Consider the following 18,778-nt stretch of genomic DNA (forward strand, 5'->3'; position numbering starts at 1 on the left):
GCACGAGATACGCTTCACCGTTCGACAGGCTCACGGTCCTGAGCGAAGTCGAAGGACGAATGACGCGTCACCCCTACTCCCCGCTCTGCTGGATAAGCTTGGCAACTAACCCTGTCCATCCGGTCTGATGGCTGGCTCCGATCCCAGCCCCATTATCTCCATGGAAATACTCATAAAATGGGACAACATCTCGCCAGCATGGATCGTCCTGAAATTTCCTAGTCCTTCCATATACGGGACGTCGCCCGGTTTTATCACGGAGAAAGATATGTGTCAGGCGCCGGGAAAGCTCGGAAGCGACCTCGTCCAACGAGACGAATCGCCCAGATCGAACCGGATACTCGACCTTGAAGTCCTCACCAAGGAAGTAGTGAAACTTTTGGAGTGACTCGATGAGCAGATAGTTGACCGGAAACCAAATGGGCCCTCTCCAATTTGAATTACCTCCGAAGAGTCCCGTACTCGACTCAGCCGGTTCATAATCCACCCGATAGTCGCGACCCATGAGAGAGAGCACGTACGGATGATCCTTGTGATAACGCGAAAGAGCCCGAATGCCGTATGGAGAAAGAAATTCCTCCTCGTCCAGCATATATCGCAGCACCGATTTCAACCGCGAACGATTCACGAGCGACAAGAATCGCCGCACTTCGCCATCGTGTGATTGCGTGTCCACATGGATACTGAAATCAGGTCTGTTTTCAATAAACCACTGCATGCGATGCTTGAACCGCGGAAGCTGATCGACCAACTCAGAATCTAAGGTTTCTACGGCAAATAGCGGGATCAGGCCAACAAGAGACCGGACCTTCAGCGGACAAGTCTGTCCGTCCGGGAGGTGCAAGACGTCATAAAAAAACCCATCTTCTCTGTTCCAGAGCTCAATTTTCTCCCCACCGATGTTATTCATGGCTCGGCAGATATAGACAAAATGCTCGAAGAACTTGCTCGCCACATCCTCGTATGCTCGATTGTCACGTGCCAGCTCAAGCGCGATCGACAGCATATTGAGGCAATACATCCCCATCCAACTGGTGGCATCCGACTGTTCAATATGGCCACCGGTCGGCAGGGGAGCACTCCGATCAAAGACGCCGATATTGTCGAGGCCTAAGAATCCTCCCTGAAAGATGTTCTTCCCCTCGGCATCCTTTCGATTGACCCACCAGGTAAAGTTAAGCAGGAGCTTGTGGAACACGCGTTCAAGGAAAACCCGATCACCGACGCCTCTCCGCTTCTTCTCGATTTTATAGACACGCCAGGCCGCCCAGGCGTGAACCGGAGGATTCACGTCTCCAAACGCCCATTCATAGGCGGGAATCTGCCCGTTCGGATGCATGTACCACTCACGGAGCATGAGGATCAGCTGTTCCTTGGCGAAGGTCGAATCAACGAGGGCCAATGGAATGCAATGAAATGCCAGATCCCAAGCAGCGTACCAGGGATACTCCCACTTGTCCGGCATCGAAATGACATCGGCATTATAAAGATGTGTCCAGTCCGAGTTTCGCCCATGCAGTCGCTCTTGGGGCGGATCCGGCATCCCTGGGTCGCCCACGAGCCAGCGTTTCAGATCGTAGTGATAGAACTGTTTACTCCACAGTAGTCCGGCGAAGGCTTGTCGCTGAACGAGCTTTGCATCCGCTGAGAGATGTGCCGGAGCCAGGTCTGCATAGAATTCATCGGCCTCCTGAACTCGTCGTTCAAAAAGTCCATCTATGTGCTGCTTACTGAAGGCGCCTGGATCCGACTCGTTCGTGAGACAGAGATGAACGATATCTGATTCGCCTGGAGCCAACGGCAGTACATAGTGCGCGGCTGCCTTCGAGCCGACCTTCCCGGGATTGACCGCATCAGTCCGTCCATGAATGATGTAGTCATGAAAACTGTCCTTCACGTACTGTGAGCCTTCCTGATCTCCATACAACCGTCGGGAGTTGGTCTCGTTTTCCGTGAACAGCAACGGTGGTTTTCGCTCGCACCAGAGAATGCGCTTGCCGTAGTACTCGTGCTCCAACTCAATAATACTGCAGTCCTTCTCCGAGGTTTCTTCACGCATTCTTGGCCGACGAGCGTCGAGTCCCCACGACCAGGTATTTCTGAACCAAAGAGTCGGCAACAGGGTCAACTCAGCACGTTCAGGCCCCCGGTTCGTGACGTGGATCCTAATAAATAGTTCCTCCGGTGTCGTCTTGGCATACTCCACCATGACATCGAAGTACCGATTCTCATCAAAAACACCCGTATCGATAAGCTCATACTCCAAATCCTGACGTCCACGACGGCGATTCTCTTCAACCAACCTGGCATAAGGAAATTCAGCTTGTGGATACTTATACAAATACTTCATGTATGAATGGGTTGGTGTTGAATCTAAATAGAAATAATATTCTTTGACGTCTTCTCCATGATTACCTTCGTTGCCCGTCACTCCGAACACCCGCTCTTTCAAAATCGGATCGCAGCCATTCCATAGCGCAACCGCGAAGCAGATGTACTGATGCCGATCGGAGACTCCGGCCAGTCCGTCTTCATTCCAACGATAGGCGCGGGAGCGAGCGTGGTCATGAGAAAAAGATTCCCACGCAGTGCCATAAGGACTGTAATCTTCTCGAACCGTCCCCCAGGCCCGTTCGCTTAAGTATGGCCCCCAGCGTTTCCAATGCTGTTTACGGAGAGCATCCTCTTCCAGCCGTCGCCGTTCGACGCCATGAGACGCTTGGGAACGAAAAGATTTCCGAACTGCTTTCCCCATAAGACCCCCCGCTCTCCCCACACAAGCTCGCAGTGCACGACGGCCACAATGCACTCAATAGACAACGGAATCAAGCGTGCAAGCCGTCCAGGGACTTTCACTCAAGTGCCTCTTCGGTCTCTTGTCCCATTGTCTGAATTGGCCGGGATCAACCACGCGCGGCACTCTCCCACGCTCCGACAAATGCAGGGTTAGCCTGACGAGATAAGGGGAAAACCTATATCACTCGAGAGTACGATGAAGAACGACAGGTAGGCAAAACGATTAGAAACTCAACTCCAGATCACTTGTTCCTGGTTTAGGAGGTACTCAATCACTTCAATACTATTCCTCATCTGGATTTGGGCCTGTTCGGACATGGGAAGTACGGCACCGACTAATTTCCCCGACTCCATATCCATAAGTGAGGGAATTCTCTCGCCCGACAGTTTTTCGAGGTTGCTTCGGAAACTAGCCAAGGACGACCTCCTGGTTGAATCTTTCTCGGCAGGCTCAAGCCGTTACTTGAGTCAGGAAACGCACAGGAAGGTATCGGTCGCGCATCAAAGAATATCAGACGCATCTCAGAGAGCGGAACAAGCTCTCATCTAATTGTTTTTAATGATATTTCTACCGAGCCGCTGCCGATCGACGAGGCGGGAGCGCTCCAAGATGAGGAAACCCACCCACATTGAGGAGAGTGGAATCAGGCTGTAGGTGATAGTCATCGCGTTCGGTATCAACAAAGCGAGGGTCCGCAAAGATATCAGAGCTGGCTTTCAACTCCGGAGCAGGACGATTCGGCGAGCCAGTTCGCATATAGTCAGCCTCGCCGTTGAAGAGAAGGTTGTAACCAACCTTCGTCTGACTCGAGGGGGCGATCAGAAAACCAACCCGATTGAAACTGAGAATGTTCCCCATGGCCTCAATCCTCGAGGTGTCAAGAAATGCTGCCCCACTGCCGTTTTTCACCAATGTATTGTTCACCAACACCGCAGCAGACTGATCACCCACGACGACCGCCTCATAGAGGCTTCTGGTAATCACGTTGTGCTCAAGACGAACAGACGACTTCCCAGTTACGTTGATACCATAATCGTTATCATGGATAAAATTTCGAACCAGAACGGCCTGGGAATCAGAAAAGTGTGCGCCGGTCGTCTCGCTTCCGCCGATGATACAATCCTCTATTCGAACTTCTTGGACCTGTTGGCTGAAGACCATGCCCTTGACATGAAGTTGACGGAGCACGATGCGGTTGCCGTTAAACATGCCAAGCGCATGGCCCCCATGCTCGTTGATCGTTAGACCGCTGATCTCAATATCCGTGGCACCATAAGGCCACTTGCCCACATGCAGGACACCCACCATCTGCCCTCGACCTTGCAGAACAACCTTCTCAACCCCAGCGCCGACAATCTTGATCTTTTCCTTACTATGGATGGTGAGGTCCTGAGGATACACTCCGGCCTTGATCAACACCGTGTCACCTTTCCCCGCACTGTCAACAGCCTCTTGTATCGAGGAGAACTCACCCGACCCGTCCAGTGCGACGGTGATCGTCCGTGAACTGGATACCACGCCCTCCGTTCCAGTCACGGCAACCCCGGCACCACCAAAAAAACAGATAAGGAACAGCAGAAATCGATACATAACAAAACTCATACAAGCGGAGAACTGCGGATGTCAATCTCAGTTTGTCGTCATGTCTGACGCATGATAAGCTCCGCCACTATGATCCTGATCGGACTCACCGGAGGTGTGGCAACCGGGAAAAGCACCGTGGCAAAGATGTTCAAGGAATGCGGGGCCATTGTCATCGACGCAGATGCATTGGCACGAGAGGTCGTCCGGCCTGGCAAGCCGGCCTGGCGAGAGATTCGACGTCGGTTCGGGCAATCCATCTTGAACGCTGACCGAACGATTAACCGGCAAGCCCTCGGGTCACTCGTGTTCCGCCATCCAATGCAACGACGAGTGCTTGAACGTATCGTCCATCCCCGTGTCGCGCGCGAACAAATAAAACTGACCAGAGAGGCAGCTCGAAAGGATCGACATGCCGTCGTCATCTATGATGTTCCTCTGCTGTTCGAAGCCGGCATCGACAAACGAGTGGAGAAAACCATCGTCGTTACCGTCGACCAGAATACTCAAATCGCCCGTCTCAAGAAACGAAACGGCCTCACCCGCGCGGAAGCACTCCGACGCATTCGTAGCCAAATGCCGCTGACACAAAAGATTCGCAGAGCCGATATGATCATTGACGGAACGTTGCCTCGTGCAGTGGGCAGGAAGCAGGTGCGAAACGTTTTCGAGGTGCTCTCTAAACTGGCATCATCCAAGGCTTCGCCTCCGATGAGGTAGACTCGAGTCATTGTTCTCCGAGTGAGTGCATACCACAACACAAGCCATTGCCTATCCGTTTCTCGCTTTCATCCTATCGCCGGGCACCTCCTACCGTCTCATTCCCACACTGTGTTAAAGTTCCCACATGCGTCACGTCGTCATCATCGGTTCGGGTCCAGCTGGTTTGACCGCTGCGATCTATACCGCACGGGCCAATCTGTCCCCTCTGCTCATCGAAGGGTGGCAATCGGGCGGACAACTCACCACCACGACGGAAGTGGAAAACTATCCTGGATTCGCGAAAGGCGTCACGGGACCGGAGCTGATGAAGGACATGCGGGCTCAAGCAGAACGGTTCGGGTCGGAGTTTGTGACCGGCGACGTGACGGCGGTTGATTTCAGGAAGCATCCTTTCAGCATCACAATCGACGGCGAGCGAACAATCCAGGCCAAGACCGTTGTCATCGCCACCGGTGCCTCTGCCATTCCGATTGGCCTGTCAAACGAAAAGCGGTTGACCGGTCACGGAGTATCCACCTGCGCCACCTGCGATGGATTCTTCTTCAGAGGGAAAGAGCTTGTGGTGGTTGGCGGCGGAGACAGTGCGATGGAGGAAGCAACTTTTCTCACCAAGTTTGCGACGAAGGTCTCCATTGTCCACCGTCGTGACAAACTCAGGGCGTCGAAGATCATGCAAGATCGGGCAATGAAAAACGAGCAGATTGCCTTTGTATGGAATTCCGTGGTCGAAGACATCCTCGGCAATGAAGTGGTCACCGGCGTACGCCTGAAAAATATCGTGACCGGTAAGACGACGGACCTCGCATGCGAAGGAGTCTTCGTCGCCATCGGCCATCGACCGAACACTACCCTCTTCACAGGCCAACTCGACATGGACGAAAAAGGTTACATCCGGACTCACCACGGCACCGCCACTGGTGTCCCTGGCGTCTTTGCTGCAGGAGATGTCCAAGACTCCACGTACCGCCAAGCCGTCACGGCAGCTGGTACAGGCTGCATGGCGGCGATTGATGCGGAGCGATTCCTCGAAAGACTCGGAGAGTGAATCGTCGCTTGTGAAGCGTATCTCGTTCATGACAATGCTGTACACAGCCTTTCTTGTCCTCGCTTCACGTTTCACGAACGACAAGCCCTGTACGTTATGAAATGCGTCATCGCCCATTATCACGAACTTGCCCTGAAGGGTCACAATCGAGACTACTTCGAGCAAAGCCTCGTCACAAACATTCGAACTGCCCTGAGGGATTTGGGAATTCGGCAGGTTCAAAACCTCCATAGCCGCATCCGTATTGAGCTTCCGCCAGAAACGGACGTGGATGTCGTTCGAGATCGGCTTGTTCGCGTGTGCGGCATTGCAAACTTTTCGCTGGGTCGCGTGATTCCGTTACAGTTAGGAAACCCTGATCTTGAAGCGCTTTCCGCGGCTGCGGTTGCGGAGCTCCAGGCCAAATCGTTCCAGACCTTTCGCGTCACCGCGAAGCGAGCCGATAAGCGATTAGCGTTGACATCGATGGATATTGAAAAGGCGATCGGTGCCGCCATCTGTGTACAAACCGGGAAAAAAGTCAGCCTGAGACAGCCAGACTTAACGATCTACATCGAACTTCTGACAAAAGATGCATTTTGTTCAGCAGAAAAAGTCGAAGGTCCTGGAGGTATGCCGGCTGGCGTCAGTGGGAAGGTGGCCTGCCTCATCTCGGGTGGGATCGACTCGCCGGTTGCCGCCTACCGTCTCATCAAGCGAGGCTGCCACGCCTCATTCATTCACTTTTCTGGCCGACCGTTGGTCAGTCGAGCATCTGAGGATAAGGTCCGAGACCTTGTACAGACCCTGACCCAGTATCAATATCACGCACACCTCCATGTCATCCCGTTTGGAGAAATTCAGCGTGAGATTGTCCTGACTGCACCGGCTCCATTCCGGATCGTACTGTATCGACGGATGATGATCCGGATTACGGAGGAGCTGGCCAGGAGGGAGAACTGTTGGGCCTTGGTAACCGGCGATAGCCTCGGCCAAGTGGCTTCACAGACCCCTCAGAACATCTGTGTGATTGAAGATGCGGCAGAACTGCCGATCCTCCGCCCACTGATCGGGATGGACAAACGTGAGATCATCGACGAAGCCAGACGGCTCGGTACCTATGAGACATCCATTGAGCCAGACCAGGATTGCTGCAAGCTCTTTGTGCCTCCCCACCCAAGCACCAAGACTCGTCTGGATGACGTACTGAGAATTGAGCGCATGCTGGATATCTCGACGCTGGTCAAGCGCGGACTCGAGCAAGCCGAATTGACTGAATTGTCGTTCCCCCGTTCGGCAACATAACTCTGCATCGAGAAAAGCGATGATGGGGCAATTGAAGGCATGGTGGATGGGTGGGTATCCGAGGTCGCACTCACAGGGGTTGCTCCCTCCCCCAACAGAGAGGGCAGATACATGCGGTGTTCTGTCTCGTCGCCGGGAACAAGTCCTAGGGCTCCAGGTTGAGCAAGCTCTGTTTGGCGGAGAGGGTGGGATTCGAACCCACGGTCGAGTTACCCCGACAGCAGTTTTCGAGACTGCCCGATTCGGCCGCTCTCGCACCTCTCCGTTATGACAGATCGTCGGCTGGATTGATTATCGAGCGGATGAGGAGTGCATACCCGATGATTGTGCCGAGCTTACCGTGGTCCATGCAGTTTTGCAATGGCCTCACATGACTCCCGCAACTTTTTCTCCTCCATAACATTCGGCCTTTCCTCTGAGTACCCTCCTCAGCTCAACCATCGCCAAGGTATCTCGTGCGCAATACCGCAGTAAGGCTTCTCGTATGGCCTCCCGTTCCACCCAATCGGTTTCGACAAAGACCATGCGATAATACTCCGCAGCCGCATGCCCTCCTTCCTGAATCGCCAGATCACCATACCCAAGCGATGGCACCACCGCCGGCAACACGGATTTGATCGAGTATGATCCGTTAAAGGCAGGATGGTAGTAATGATCCTTGATCACCGGAAGCAGGTCCCACAGCCGTTTCCCAATCTCTTGAAACGCGGATTTAAACTCAGGGAACGTGTCCGCCAGTTGGCGAATGAGCCCGGCTTCATATGCCGAGTACACCAGGATGCTGCCGGAGTTGCCGAGCGACTCGATCAATGCCTCAGCCCAACGCCGGCGAGGTTCAGATGCTTCAGCATGGAGAAACTCCTGATGAATGACCTCACCGGATTCCAGTTCAATATGATTGGACCATTGAACCGGAAGGGCCTGATAGGGCCTGGTAAAGGGAAACCGTGGGACTGCCAACATCACGGTTTCCGCATCGAGATGGTGGATGGGGTAGCGGAGAGAACGAAGCAGTGAACCCAATTCCGACGAAACCCATTCCACGTTGCTCTTGACCTTTTGCTGTGTATCCGACAATCGGGTTCCCTCCGGAATATCGTCGATTGTCGTGATCCCCTGCCGGACCAGCTGACTGACCATCTCTTTCTTCCCCGGCAGGTGATAAATCCAGCGTTGCGGCTTGTCCTTTGTACAATGGGCCCAGAACGGACATTCATAGGGACTGTGGCAATGCTGATCTGGTTCAATCATTGGAGCGGCCACCCCCAACAACATGGCTTTCATGGCGGCCAGTCGTTCCAGCACCAGTATTTGTCTGGCTGTCACTGCCTCCGAAACATTTTCGACTGAAAAGAGTGCCTGTAGATCAACCCCACCACCATCGTAACGGTAGCTTGTGTTGATATGCATCAGGCAGGTCGCACCCAGCCTTACCCCGGCACCTTGGACGATAGCGCTCTGAACCGCCAGATCATCGACGTGCACATCTTTGACTCGTGTCGAGGACTTTACTTCGATCAAACGCCAACAAGGGGACTCCCCCGAACCAGTCTGGACACGCTCGAGAATATCGACGCGGACGAGTACCCCGTCGTGCTCAAACGCTCCCTCAAAGATGGCGGGAATCGTGGAATCTTGAAGCAGCGCTGCAGTCTCCGCGACTGCAGCCTCTCGCTGACGGAATCCTGCTTTTACGAGGACGCCGCCGGGAAAGCGCTGTTGCGCCAGAACACCGATTTCGGTCCCCATATCTAAGATCGCTTGCGTCGACGCATCCGGAGGCGTCGCCAGGGCAGGCTGATGAATTTCCAGATAGAGTCGTTTGTGACATTGCAATCCAGAGAGAAACTTCGATTTTGACAGCCGCGGTGGTGCGGCAGCTCTAGAGATCCTGTTATGAGCATCCACTATCAAGGTTCTATCCATGAGGCAATCGCTGATTTCTCACATGGTCGATGAAGAATCTCTGTTAGGATAACGCCCCATGGGCAACGGTGTCACTCAAATCAGACGGGCCGTCATGACTTTAGCACTGCCCGTCACACTCACCACGCTGCTCCAGCGGGCGGAAGGCATTGTCGCCGTCTTTTTAGTCGGCGGCCTCGGGGCTACGTCAATCGCCGCAGTCGGCCTCGGGCAACTGCTGGCATTCGTCGCCACGACGCTGGTCTCCGGAATCTCAGTTGGCACGAATGTGATCGTGGCCCAGCTCTGGGGAGCAAGACGGCGACAGGATGCGGGAGAAGCAGCCCGTCACTTCCTCTGGCTTTCGCTCGGCATCGCAATTCTATTAGCCAGCCTTGGAATCGCCGGCAATCGATTCGTGATGCAGCAACTCGGTGCAGAATCGGCCGTTATTGAACTCGCTCTCCCCTATTCGACCCTCATCTTTCTGGTGATCCCCTGCACCATCCTCATCCAAGTCCTGTCCTCGATTCTTCAAGGTACCGGCGACACCAAGACCCCCATGTATGGCCTCATCGCCGTGAACCTCCTGCATGTGGCCCTTGCCTATCCGCTCATCTATGGGCAATGGGGTGTTCCTGCATTGGGATTGAAGGGTGCAGCGATCGCCACGGGTCTTGCTGAAACGGTAGGGGTACTCTACCTCGTGTTCCGTTGTGGTCCCATCTTGAAAGAATCGTCTAAATTGCGCCTGGACCTCATTCGCTCAATCTGGGACGTGGGAGCCTCTGTGTCCGGAGAACGCATCGTGCAACAAGCCGGCATCTTTATCTACACCAAACTCGTCCTCCTCTATGGCACCGCCGCCTATGCGGCACACCAAGTCGGACTCTCAATTGAATCCTTTTCCTTTCTCCCGGGCTATGGACTGGCCATTGCGGCCGCCACGATGGTCGGGCAGAGCATCGGAGCCGGAAAATACACCAGAGCGAAATTGGAGAATTGGGAGGCCAATCGGCTGGCAATCGTCATCATGACCGGAATGGGACTCCTCTTCTTCTTCGTTCCCGCTACATTGTTTCGGGCATTCACCACCGACGAAGCCGTCGTCGAACTTGGAACGATGTTTCTCAAGATCGTCGCCCTCTTGCAGATCCCGCTCGCCCTCACCATGGTCCTGTCTGGGTCATTGCGCGGCGCCGGTGACACGCGGTTCATCATGGGTGCCACCATGATCGGCATGTGGGGTGTCCGCGTGCCGTTGGCACTCATGGCTGCCCTCTGGGCACGCCAATCGGTCTTCTACATCTGGGCAGCGATGATTGCAGACTGGACCGTGCGGATGGGGCTGTTGCTCTGGCGATATCAGTCCGAGCGGTGGCGGCAAATTCAGGTGATTCGCTGAAGGACAAGAGGCTGTCACGGGGCTTCCACTATCCCCACCTCCTCGAGTCCATCTTCTACCAAAAACTCGATTTCTCCGGTGGTGATGTCATACATCGCACCAACGATTCCAAGACGTCGTTCACGAACCAAGTTGTCGAGCGTCCGACTCTGCTTCCGTAGTTCCTTAACCACACGCAGGACATTTCGTCTGGCAACAGCATCCGTGATCGCTCCTACACCAGGCGAAGATGGTTCCACAGTCGGCTGATTGGCGACACCTGCTGCAGACCGCTGAATCTCGGTCACAATAGCATCCAAATGCTGACATCCTGTCGCGTCGGCAGCGGTCAGGTGCGAGCCCGAGAGTTTCATAGCAGCGGAGACCGCCCCGCATCCGGTATGTCCTATCACGATCATGAGTTTTGCCCCTGCCACCGCACAACCGTATTCTGCACTCGCCAACACCTCCCGGCTTGTGATGTTGCCGGCCACACGAATACTAAAGATGTCTCCCATGCCGAGGTCGAAGATCAACTCCACAGGGGTACGGGAATCGATGCAACTGAGTGCGACGGCCAGTGGATGTTGTGCCACTGCCGTAGCCCGGACTTGTCGGTTAAAGTCTCGGGTTAGTCGCCGCCCAGTGCGGGCTCGCTCGTGGCCGTCCTTCAGAATCTGCAGAACCTGCTGCGGCGTGATGACATCTTGAAGTTCGCGAGTCGAATAATCCACATAATGAATCAGATCCTCAAGGTTGTACTCACTTCGAAATCCGGCAAGACTCACCTCGACTCCGTGGGCCGGTCCTGTTTGTTCCGTGAAGTCCCGAATCAAGTCAAGCACATCCGGATCGATATAGTCCGTATTCTGCGCGTCAATGAGCACGCGGCCGTCACGAGGCACTTCGTGCAGGACTTTAGACAGTGCGGCACGATTCAGAAAGCTGACCTGGTTGGCGAGTTCGATATGCACAACATCACCACCCAGATATTTCTCGACAAAGCGGTGCACCGGGCGACGCATATTGCTATTAAGGATAAAGCTGATGGCCACAGCAAGTCCAAGGACGATCCCGATCAAGAGATCCGTCACGACAATCGCAATTACCGTTGCCGCAAACGGGATGAATTGGTAGCGGCCTTCGCTCCACATTTGCTTGATAAGGGCGGGACTGGCCAGTTTGATGCCAGTCATCAATAAAATGGCTGCCAGGCAAGATAAGGGAATGCTATTCAGCCAGGTCGGGATGAGCGGAACACTCACGAGAAGCAACGTGCCGTGAATGATCGCAGCTAATTTTGTCTTACCGCCGGCATTAATATTGACGGAGCTACGGATGATCACGGATGTAACGGGGAGTCCACCGACGAACCCACAGAGGATGTTTCCAATGCCTTGCGTGACAAGTTCTTGACTTGACGGTGATGTGCGTTGCTGCGGGTCAAGCCGATCGGTCGCATTCAGATTGAGCAGGGTTTCCAGCGAGGCCACAAGAGCCAACGTAATCCCCGCGGTATAGATCGCAGGATTCATCCATTGCGAGAAATCCGGTCGAGGAAGAAGTCCGAACAACTCAGCCAAATCGCCAGCCACTGGCACCTGAACCAGATGGCTCGGCTTGATACTCCAGGGCTCGCCAAGGTGCTCGAACCACAATCCCGTTGCAATACCAAACAGCACCACGGCAACGGGAGCGGGAAAGAGAGACGTTTTTAACGGCTTCCAATTGTCCCAGAGAGCGAGCACCGCGACAGACACCAGGCCGACAATGGCAGCACCCAGTTGAAAATCCCCAAACATGTAGAAGAGTTCGGAAAACGTCGTCTCGAGATCCGTCTGGGAAAAGGACATGTCTCCTTCCGGGTCGGAGTCATGCCCGACGAGGTGTGGAATCTGTTTAAAGATGATGATCACGCCGATCGCAGCCAGCAGCCCTTTAATCACGCTGGATGGGAAGAATTCGGAGATGAACCCTCCTTTGGCGATGCCGATGCCGATTTGGACCATTCCGGCAAGAATCACGACCATCAGAAAAGATGAAAATGAACCGAGTGAGAGAATCTGCGCCGCCACAACAGCTGATAATCCGGCTGCTGGGCCGCTCACACTGGTGTGGGAGCCACTGAGGAGTCCCACCACGGTGCCACCGACAATCCCCGCTAACAACCCCGACACCAACGGAGCACCGGAGGCCAGCGCGATCCCAAGGCAGAGCGGTAGCGCCACAAAGAACACCACAACACCTGACTTCACATCGGCTAAGACAGTAGAAACCATGCTACTCATCGGTGATGTCGCAATCTATTGATCCCTTGGAACGAGGCATTCCAGTACTACCAATGCCATCGCCGGTCAGAATACCTCTGACCGGCGATAGAGGAACGCGGCCTCTTGGATCCCTAGAACCGGCCGGCACCTCGGGTAGGAAAGTGTTTTCTGACCACGCTCTTCACAGAGGTTTCAAGTGGAGCCACCTGAGTGGGACAACCCTGAGCTCCATAAATCTCGCCCATATTTTCATGGGTGATCCCTTTCTCATGACTGACCTGCCGTGTCATCCACCCCGTAAAGAATCCTGTTTGCATCTCAAGATCCAGAGTGCCCAGTGCAGTACATTCTCGTTGCCGAATAGTAAACGTGGTCGGCAGCACGGTGTGCCAAATGCCTCGTGTGCCTGCCAAGCTGATGTCGGTGACACGATAGGAACCGACCGGAAGTCGCACGGCGAACAGACCGTCAATAGGAAGATGACCGATCATCAGGCGAGTTCCCGTCGCTTCCTCTTCAACCCACCATTTCATCTCTTTCGGCCAGCTAAGCCCTTCTGATGGTGACTTTCCATCTCTGGTGAGATGAATTTTACCCAGTAACAGTCCGTGATCTTCATCTGGGATCACAATCTGCGATGGTGAGAGCGGAATCCTGAGGCTCGCACAACCCACGACCATACTGACAACTAGGACGGAGATACCCATAACGAAACCACGATAAAGTATATTCTTGTTCATGACGGTCTTCCTTTCATTGTTGCGCCTCTGATCGGTCTAGCCTAACGGAGTGTTTCACCGATGATCTGAGTGGAGCCCTAGAGATCGAACACCTATTTCCCCCGATCAGTTGATCATGATTCGCGCGACTGAATTCTTGCTCATGAAGCACATGGCGCGAAATCCACCCGGTAACAAACCCCACCTGCATCTGAAGCATCGAGGTCCCTAGCGAGGTACACTCCCATGGCCGTATCTCAAAGGCCGTTGGAAGCACGGTGTGCCAGGTCCCCTCAGAACTGCGGAACCTCATTGTTGTGACACGGTAGGACCCAACAGGAAGTCTCACCACAAATGGGCCATCCATAGGCAAATGTATCGTCAAAGACCGTTTGCCATGTGTGACCTCTTCAATATGCCATTCCATCTCATTCGAGTGATTGAATTCCTGGGCTTGACCTTGCCCATTTCGATTAAAACTCATGACCAAGTGATTTGTTCCAAGGAGTACACCGTGATCGTGATCTGCCTGCTTTCTCTCTAGAGCTAAGAGCGGAACGACCTCGGCCGTAGAATCAAAGGACATATCAGTGATCAGAAGGAACAGAACTATGAGGGAAATAGATCGATACGCCGAGCAATTCATGACCCCATCCTTCTCTGTAAAAACACTCCATCGCATACTGAACGATTAACGGGCTACCAACTTCCCGTTGGTAGCCACAGTGTCTTTCAGAATTGCTGATCGTTTTTGATACACAACGGATTGAACGCTGCATGAAAGCCTTCAAAGGCCTGTTTCACGCAGAACGTCTCGACGTTGTCGTATTGAGTTGAAGCAGAGTACCTAGAGGGAAGGAGGATGGAATACGGATGTAGTCAAAAGTGGCAAACGTCGCACGGAATACAACTCAGTGACCGAGGTCAGAAATCTAGGCCGCTCCGGCTCGGCTGAGAGGGACACAGCCGTATGATCTTCCGAGGCGGGCTCCAACTTCCCAAGTGCATCGGAGCTCAGCAGGTCCACGAACGTAGCCGGTACTCCAAGCATCTGTACGACAACACAGCAACAGAGCAGCACGACCAAACATGCGAACCCTCTTGCTTGAGATGAGGAGCATAATTCTATTCGGTTCATCAAACTCATGATGTCAATGTACCATATGAGAAACACGCTGTCATGCACGCGGTCGATACGACCTCAGTCGATACTGGTTGAGGCACGCACAGAGCTTTCCTGCACTCGATTGATCATCAACCCTTGGACCAAGATTGAAAACACGACGACGGCATACGTGATCGTCACAAGGTCACCACGAGATGGGCTCGGTAGTAGAGAAAGGGCCAGCGCGACGTATACTCCGCCGCGCTGGCCGCTCCATGTCAGGATCGTCACCGTGCGGGCTGTAAACTCCCGGACGAGGCTGAACAGCCTGATCTGGAGCATGACCTCAACCAGCGTGCTGCCAATGCCAACGAAATGGCCGAACGAGTCCAGTTAGATACGACTTGATGGCGACGAACCAGTGTGCTCCCGTGGCTTGAGCTGATGTCCCATATCGTCAATTCCACCTATGAACCCGTTTGATTTCGACTTTTCTTCTTCCACACCAATGACCGTCCCCGTCTGGGTATTAATGCGGATCTCCATCACCTGTTTCTCTCGCGTGACAACCGCCACTTCCCAAATCGATCGATCGTCCTTACAAGTGCGGCCAGAGCGACCTTTACGGACAATTCTGTGACCTGGCCATGAAACTCTATGTATTGCAGTCGTCACGCCGTTGGAGTTGCGCCCGCAACGTTTTTCTGGTCCTCTCGATATAGTCACCGCGCATGGTATCAATCTCATTCGGGCGACTCCTCACGATGTAGCCGCAACCAGAGTCCGGCCCGATGTACACTGAGCCAAGCACCGGTGCACGGAAGAATACAAAGTTGGCTATCTCAAGTTCTAAGTACTTCGTTCTGAATAGCATGGGTCTCCACTGTTTCACGAAATCCGACATTGATGGAATATCCTGAGCTCGCAGAACCGTTCACGGCGTATCAATAGCATGACACGCAAACAAGCCATGCCTGAACGTCCCAGCAGAGCGCGTACATCAACTCGATAGAATAGAAACGAAGACTACCCTTGAGGGGGATGAAAGACTGTGGTCGAGAAGATTGGAACGTGACGTGTGGATTGACTCTCCACATGTAAACGAGAACGGTTCGGAATCCCCGGTTCTGGTATGCTCGGAGGAATAGAGAAATCTTCTGAAAGCGATTCCACCGGCGTATCCTGCGTCAGCAGGCCAAGCAGAGTGACGGATACCCCAAGCATTTGGAAGACCACGCAGAGGCAGACGAAAACAACCAGAACAGCCGAGGCAGTTCCCTGCGGCACAAAACGACGGGCGATGCGACGAATCCACATCACGGCTGCAACATACTCCACTCTACACGCTGGTGCAAGCCAGGTCCAAAAGGTCCATCATATAGAATGGTCTCGATGAGATGATCAATGAGGCTACGCACATTCAAGTCCTTCGCTGATCCGACCAGGCAAAAGCTGCTCCAAAACAGGTGCCGGCCACAGCAGCTTGGATAAAGGCATTGTCAGCAGGAACCGCGATGGCCCACCACACGATGGCTGCCAACAACCCTGAGACCCCGCCAAGAAAAATCTTGCCCCCTGCAAGCTTGAGCCAATCTGTAAAGGTGACCCAAGCGACCATGTACACGACGCCAGCTGCCATCGACGCCCAGAGATACATGAGGTCGCGCTTGAACAACCAGACTTGAATTGCTCCAGCGAGACTGCCGAGAATGAGCCCAGTGACGGCTCGTTTGATGAATACGGAATAGTGAAACGTTGAATCAGACAATTCACCCTCCCCTCTATAATCAAACCCGACCATACAGCAGCCGGCTGTCGAATAGTCCCTGAGTACCCAATCAATACAACCAGACCTGTCCGCCCGATCGGAGCGCGACTCCCGACTGCGGCGTCACCTGTTCGATACCAAAGAACGAACGACGCTCCGGCCGCATCAGATACAACCGAACAGCCTCCACCACTGCTTGAGCCTCGCGCGGTCCCGGGACCCGTTCTCCCAGAATCTCCTGCCAGGCCGTGCGCCAGTATGACGGCCGCACATGGATGGGATCGAATCCATACCAGGCAGGATCAAGTTGGAAAAATTTTGCACCATAGACTGAGGACAACGTCACCAACCCTTCGTGCACATCTTCGGCTCGGTCGATGACTTGGCCCAGCGTAAGCCGACAAGACGGCACGAGCATCGAACGGAATGCCAGAAATTTGAACTGCGAGAGCCGGTAGACACTGGCAAGCGGCAACCCCGTGAGCACGATATCCTGTGTCACACGAGCCAGACGACGAAGAGCCTCTTCAGCCCAGCTCAACGTTCGCTCGACGGAGAAGCCATACAAGATATCATTGCCAATGTCTGTGACAAGCGCCCTCGTAGTCGTCGGGGGACGCTGCTCCAACTCCGCCCAGAGCCCGGACTTGAGAATACCGGGCAGCGTGCGGAACAGAAATTGGCTTGGCGCTCCATACGATCGCCCATGACCAAGCGCCGCAAATATTTCAACCTCCGGTCCCCATACTGATCGAGCCGTTGAGACAATCGTCCGGAATCCCCGAGTGAGGTTGCTGGCGCCAAGGGCGATGATCCGTGCCATCTCCCCCCCATCCGAATCATGGGTTCGGGGGACAGGTCGTTTGCCTCGTATCTCTCCCCGGCCCCTTTGTGATTTCAATCCGCGTGACTCCTTTGACGTTGGCGCACAAATCGCCGAGTCCAGGCGTCACCAGACGGAACGGCCCACCATTCGTATCCGGTAAGGCAGCTCCACGCAGCTCGTAGAGCAACACCCCAAATTCTTTTGCCTGTTGCAGCGTCAAACAGGCTGAGTATTTTCCATCCGATGCATGGAAGGCCACATGATCCGCTTCGATCGCCAATGCCGGAACATCCAGGAGTCCCTTCAGCCGAATCCCCTGCCCCTGCATCCCAGGCATGACCGTGGAAATATCAAGCTGGTGCTCTGCCGGCAGCGCCGCAAGGGCCGCTCGATCGAAGGAGACTGGTTGGACCACGGCACCTTCGATCCGAACTCGATCGGGACCGGTCGGTTCCTTCTCCGTGATCGTCTTGATCATCGCCGTCAGGGCTTCGTTCACCGGCGTGGGAATACCCAGCGCTCGCCCCTTCTGAACGATAAAGCCGTTAAGATAGTCGATTTCAGTCCGCCGTCCTGCCTTCCAATCGTCATACATCGACGTATGAATATCGCGAATTTCCTGCGTCGCTTTCACGACCCGTTCCGGCATGTCCAACGGTAACGGAACCTTCATCGCCGCAGAGATCGCCGAAACTTCACCGACGATCTGCCGGATCACGCCCGTCATTTCCGGATGGTCGAGTGCTTTGGCCACGTGGTCGTCGATGAGTACTGTAATCGGATTGAACACGCAGTTCCAACACATCTTCTCCCACTTACTCCGTCGAATATCTTTGGACAGGTGACAGGGAATATTGGCCGACACAAACGCATCGCGAACCCGGAGAAGGCGATCACTCTCATGTCCCATGAATTCGCCGATCGCGACGGCGCCTTTCTTGTAGTGATCAATCACGCCGGGTTCAGCGATTTTCGAATAGATATACGCCACACCACCGATGACGCAATCACGATGGAGTCGCGCTGCCAGACGGTCTTCGGTATCAATCCCGTTCTGTAACGTCAGGATAACCGTCTTCTCCGTAAGCACCGGCTCGATCTGAGTCAACACTTCATCGAGATCATAGGCCTTCACACCGAGTATGATGAGATCCGGCCGAGGAAGTGCGCGTGCATCCGCAGCAGCTTGAGGCCTCACCGTAAAGGTTCCATCGGCACTGCGTATCGTCAATCCATTCCGTTTCACGGCCGCCAACGTCTTGGGCCGCAATAAGAACGACACATCCGGATTCGTCTTGGCCAGTCGTGCCCCGAAAAATCCGCCGACCGATCCGGCACCGACCATCAAAATCTGTTTCATGCCGTCATCCT

General features: G+C 54.1%; 15 protein-coding genes and 1 tRNA gene. 4 read left to right on the forward strand and 12 right to left on the reverse strand.

Going from position 1 to position 18,778, the window contains the following annotated elements; translation table 11 throughout:
- Positions 1-73 precede the first annotated feature (73 nt).
- Positions 74-2,755, reverse strand: a complete 2,682-nt coding sequence (locus ACYX34_RS10545) for an MGH1-like glycoside hydrolase domain-containing protein (RefSeq protein ID WP_462076519.1) — start codon at positions 2,753-2,755, stop codon at positions 74-76.
- A 609-nt stretch (positions 2,756-3,364) separates the two neighbouring features.
- Positions 3,365-4,399 (reverse strand): pectinesterase family protein, encoded by a 1,035-nt coding sequence (locus ACYX34_RS10550; RefSeq protein WP_462076520.1) that lies wholly within the window; start codon positions 4,397-4,399, stop codon positions 3,365-3,367.
- A 69-nt stretch (positions 4,400-4,468) separates the two neighbouring features.
- On the opposite strand from ACYX34_RS10550, the gene coaE reads away from it, so the two are divergent.
- From coaE to thiI, 3 genes are all read left to right on the forward strand, one after another.
- Entirely contained in the window at positions 4,469-5,098 is a 630-nt protein-coding gene (gene coaE / locus ACYX34_RS10555) for a dephospho-CoA kinase (protein WP_462076521.1), read from the forward strand.
- 127 nt (positions 5,099-5,225) lie between these two features.
- Positions 5,226-6,146 (forward strand): thioredoxin-disulfide reductase, encoded by a 921-nt coding sequence (gene trxB, locus ACYX34_RS10560; RefSeq protein ID WP_462076522.1) that lies wholly within the window; start codon positions 5,226-5,228, stop codon positions 6,144-6,146.
- 96 nt (positions 6,147-6,242) lie between these two features.
- Positions 6,243-7,430, forward strand: a complete 1,188-nt coding sequence (gene thiI, locus ACYX34_RS10565) for a tRNA uracil 4-sulfurtransferase ThiI (protein ID WP_462076523.1) — start codon at positions 6,243-6,245, stop codon at positions 7,428-7,430.
- 174 nt (positions 7,431-7,604) lie between these two features.
- Here the strand turns inward: thiI and ACYX34_RS10570 are convergent.
- Positions 7,605-7,694, reverse strand: a tRNA-Ser gene (locus tag ACYX34_RS10570).
- A gap of 102 nt (positions 7,695-7,796) precedes the next feature.
- Positions 7,797-9,356 (reverse strand): DUF2779 domain-containing protein, encoded by a 1,560-nt coding sequence (locus ACYX34_RS10575; protein ID WP_462076524.1) that lies wholly within the window; start codon positions 9,354-9,356, stop codon positions 7,797-7,799.
- A 58-nt stretch (positions 9,357-9,414) separates the two neighbouring features.
- Here ACYX34_RS10575 and ACYX34_RS10580 point away from each other — a divergent pair, with 58 nt between their 5' ends.
- Positions 9,415-10,740, forward strand: a complete 1,326-nt coding sequence (locus ACYX34_RS10580) for an MATE family efflux transporter (protein WP_462076525.1) — start codon at positions 9,415-9,417, stop codon at positions 10,738-10,740.
- A 14-nt stretch (positions 10,741-10,754) separates the two neighbouring features.
- Here ACYX34_RS10580 and ACYX34_RS10585 read toward each other — a convergent pair whose 3' ends face one another.
- From ACYX34_RS10585 to ACYX34_RS10620, 8 genes are all read right to left on the reverse strand, one after another.
- Entirely contained in the window at positions 10,755-12,998 is a 2,244-nt protein-coding gene (locus ACYX34_RS10585; RefSeq protein WP_462076526.1) for a bifunctional SulP family inorganic anion transporter/carbonic anhydrase, read from the reverse strand.
- Positions 12,999-13,120: 122 nt separating this feature from the next.
- A complete protein-coding gene (locus ACYX34_RS10590; protein WP_462076527.1) occupies positions 13,121-13,729 on the reverse strand; it encodes a hypothetical protein in 609 nt (202 codons plus the stop codon).
- 1,180 nt (positions 13,730-14,909) lie between these two features.
- Entirely contained in the window at positions 14,910-15,155 is a 246-nt protein-coding gene (locus ACYX34_RS10595; protein ID WP_462076528.1) for a hypothetical protein, read from the reverse strand.
- Between the two features lie 51 nt (positions 15,156-15,206).
- Positions 15,207-15,389 (reverse strand): hypothetical protein, encoded by a 183-nt coding sequence (locus tag ACYX34_RS10600; protein ID WP_462076529.1) that lies wholly within the window; start codon positions 15,387-15,389, stop codon positions 15,207-15,209.
- A gap of 79 nt (positions 15,390-15,468) precedes the next feature.
- Positions 15,469-15,687, reverse strand: a complete 219-nt coding sequence (locus tag ACYX34_RS10605; protein WP_462076530.1) for a hypothetical protein — start codon at positions 15,685-15,687, stop codon at positions 15,469-15,471.
- A gap of 546 nt (positions 15,688-16,233) precedes the next feature.
- Positions 16,234-16,581, reverse strand: coding sequence for a hypothetical protein (locus ACYX34_RS10610; RefSeq protein WP_462076531.1), 348 nt, complete (start codon positions 16,579-16,581; stop codon positions 16,234-16,236).
- A gap of 70 nt (positions 16,582-16,651) precedes the next feature.
- Positions 16,652-17,404: a hypothetical protein gene (locus ACYX34_RS10615; RefSeq protein WP_462076532.1), complete on the reverse strand. Its 753-nt coding sequence runs from the start codon at positions 17,402-17,404 to the stop codon at positions 16,652-16,654.
- 16 nt (positions 17,405-17,420) lie between these two features.
- Positions 17,421-18,767, reverse strand: a complete 1,347-nt coding sequence (locus tag ACYX34_RS10620) for a 2-dehydropantoate 2-reductase (protein WP_462076533.1) — start codon at positions 18,765-18,767, stop codon at positions 17,421-17,423.
- Positions 18,768-18,778 lie beyond the last annotated feature (11 nt).

The organism is Nitrospira sp. CMX1, from assembly GCF_054902215.1.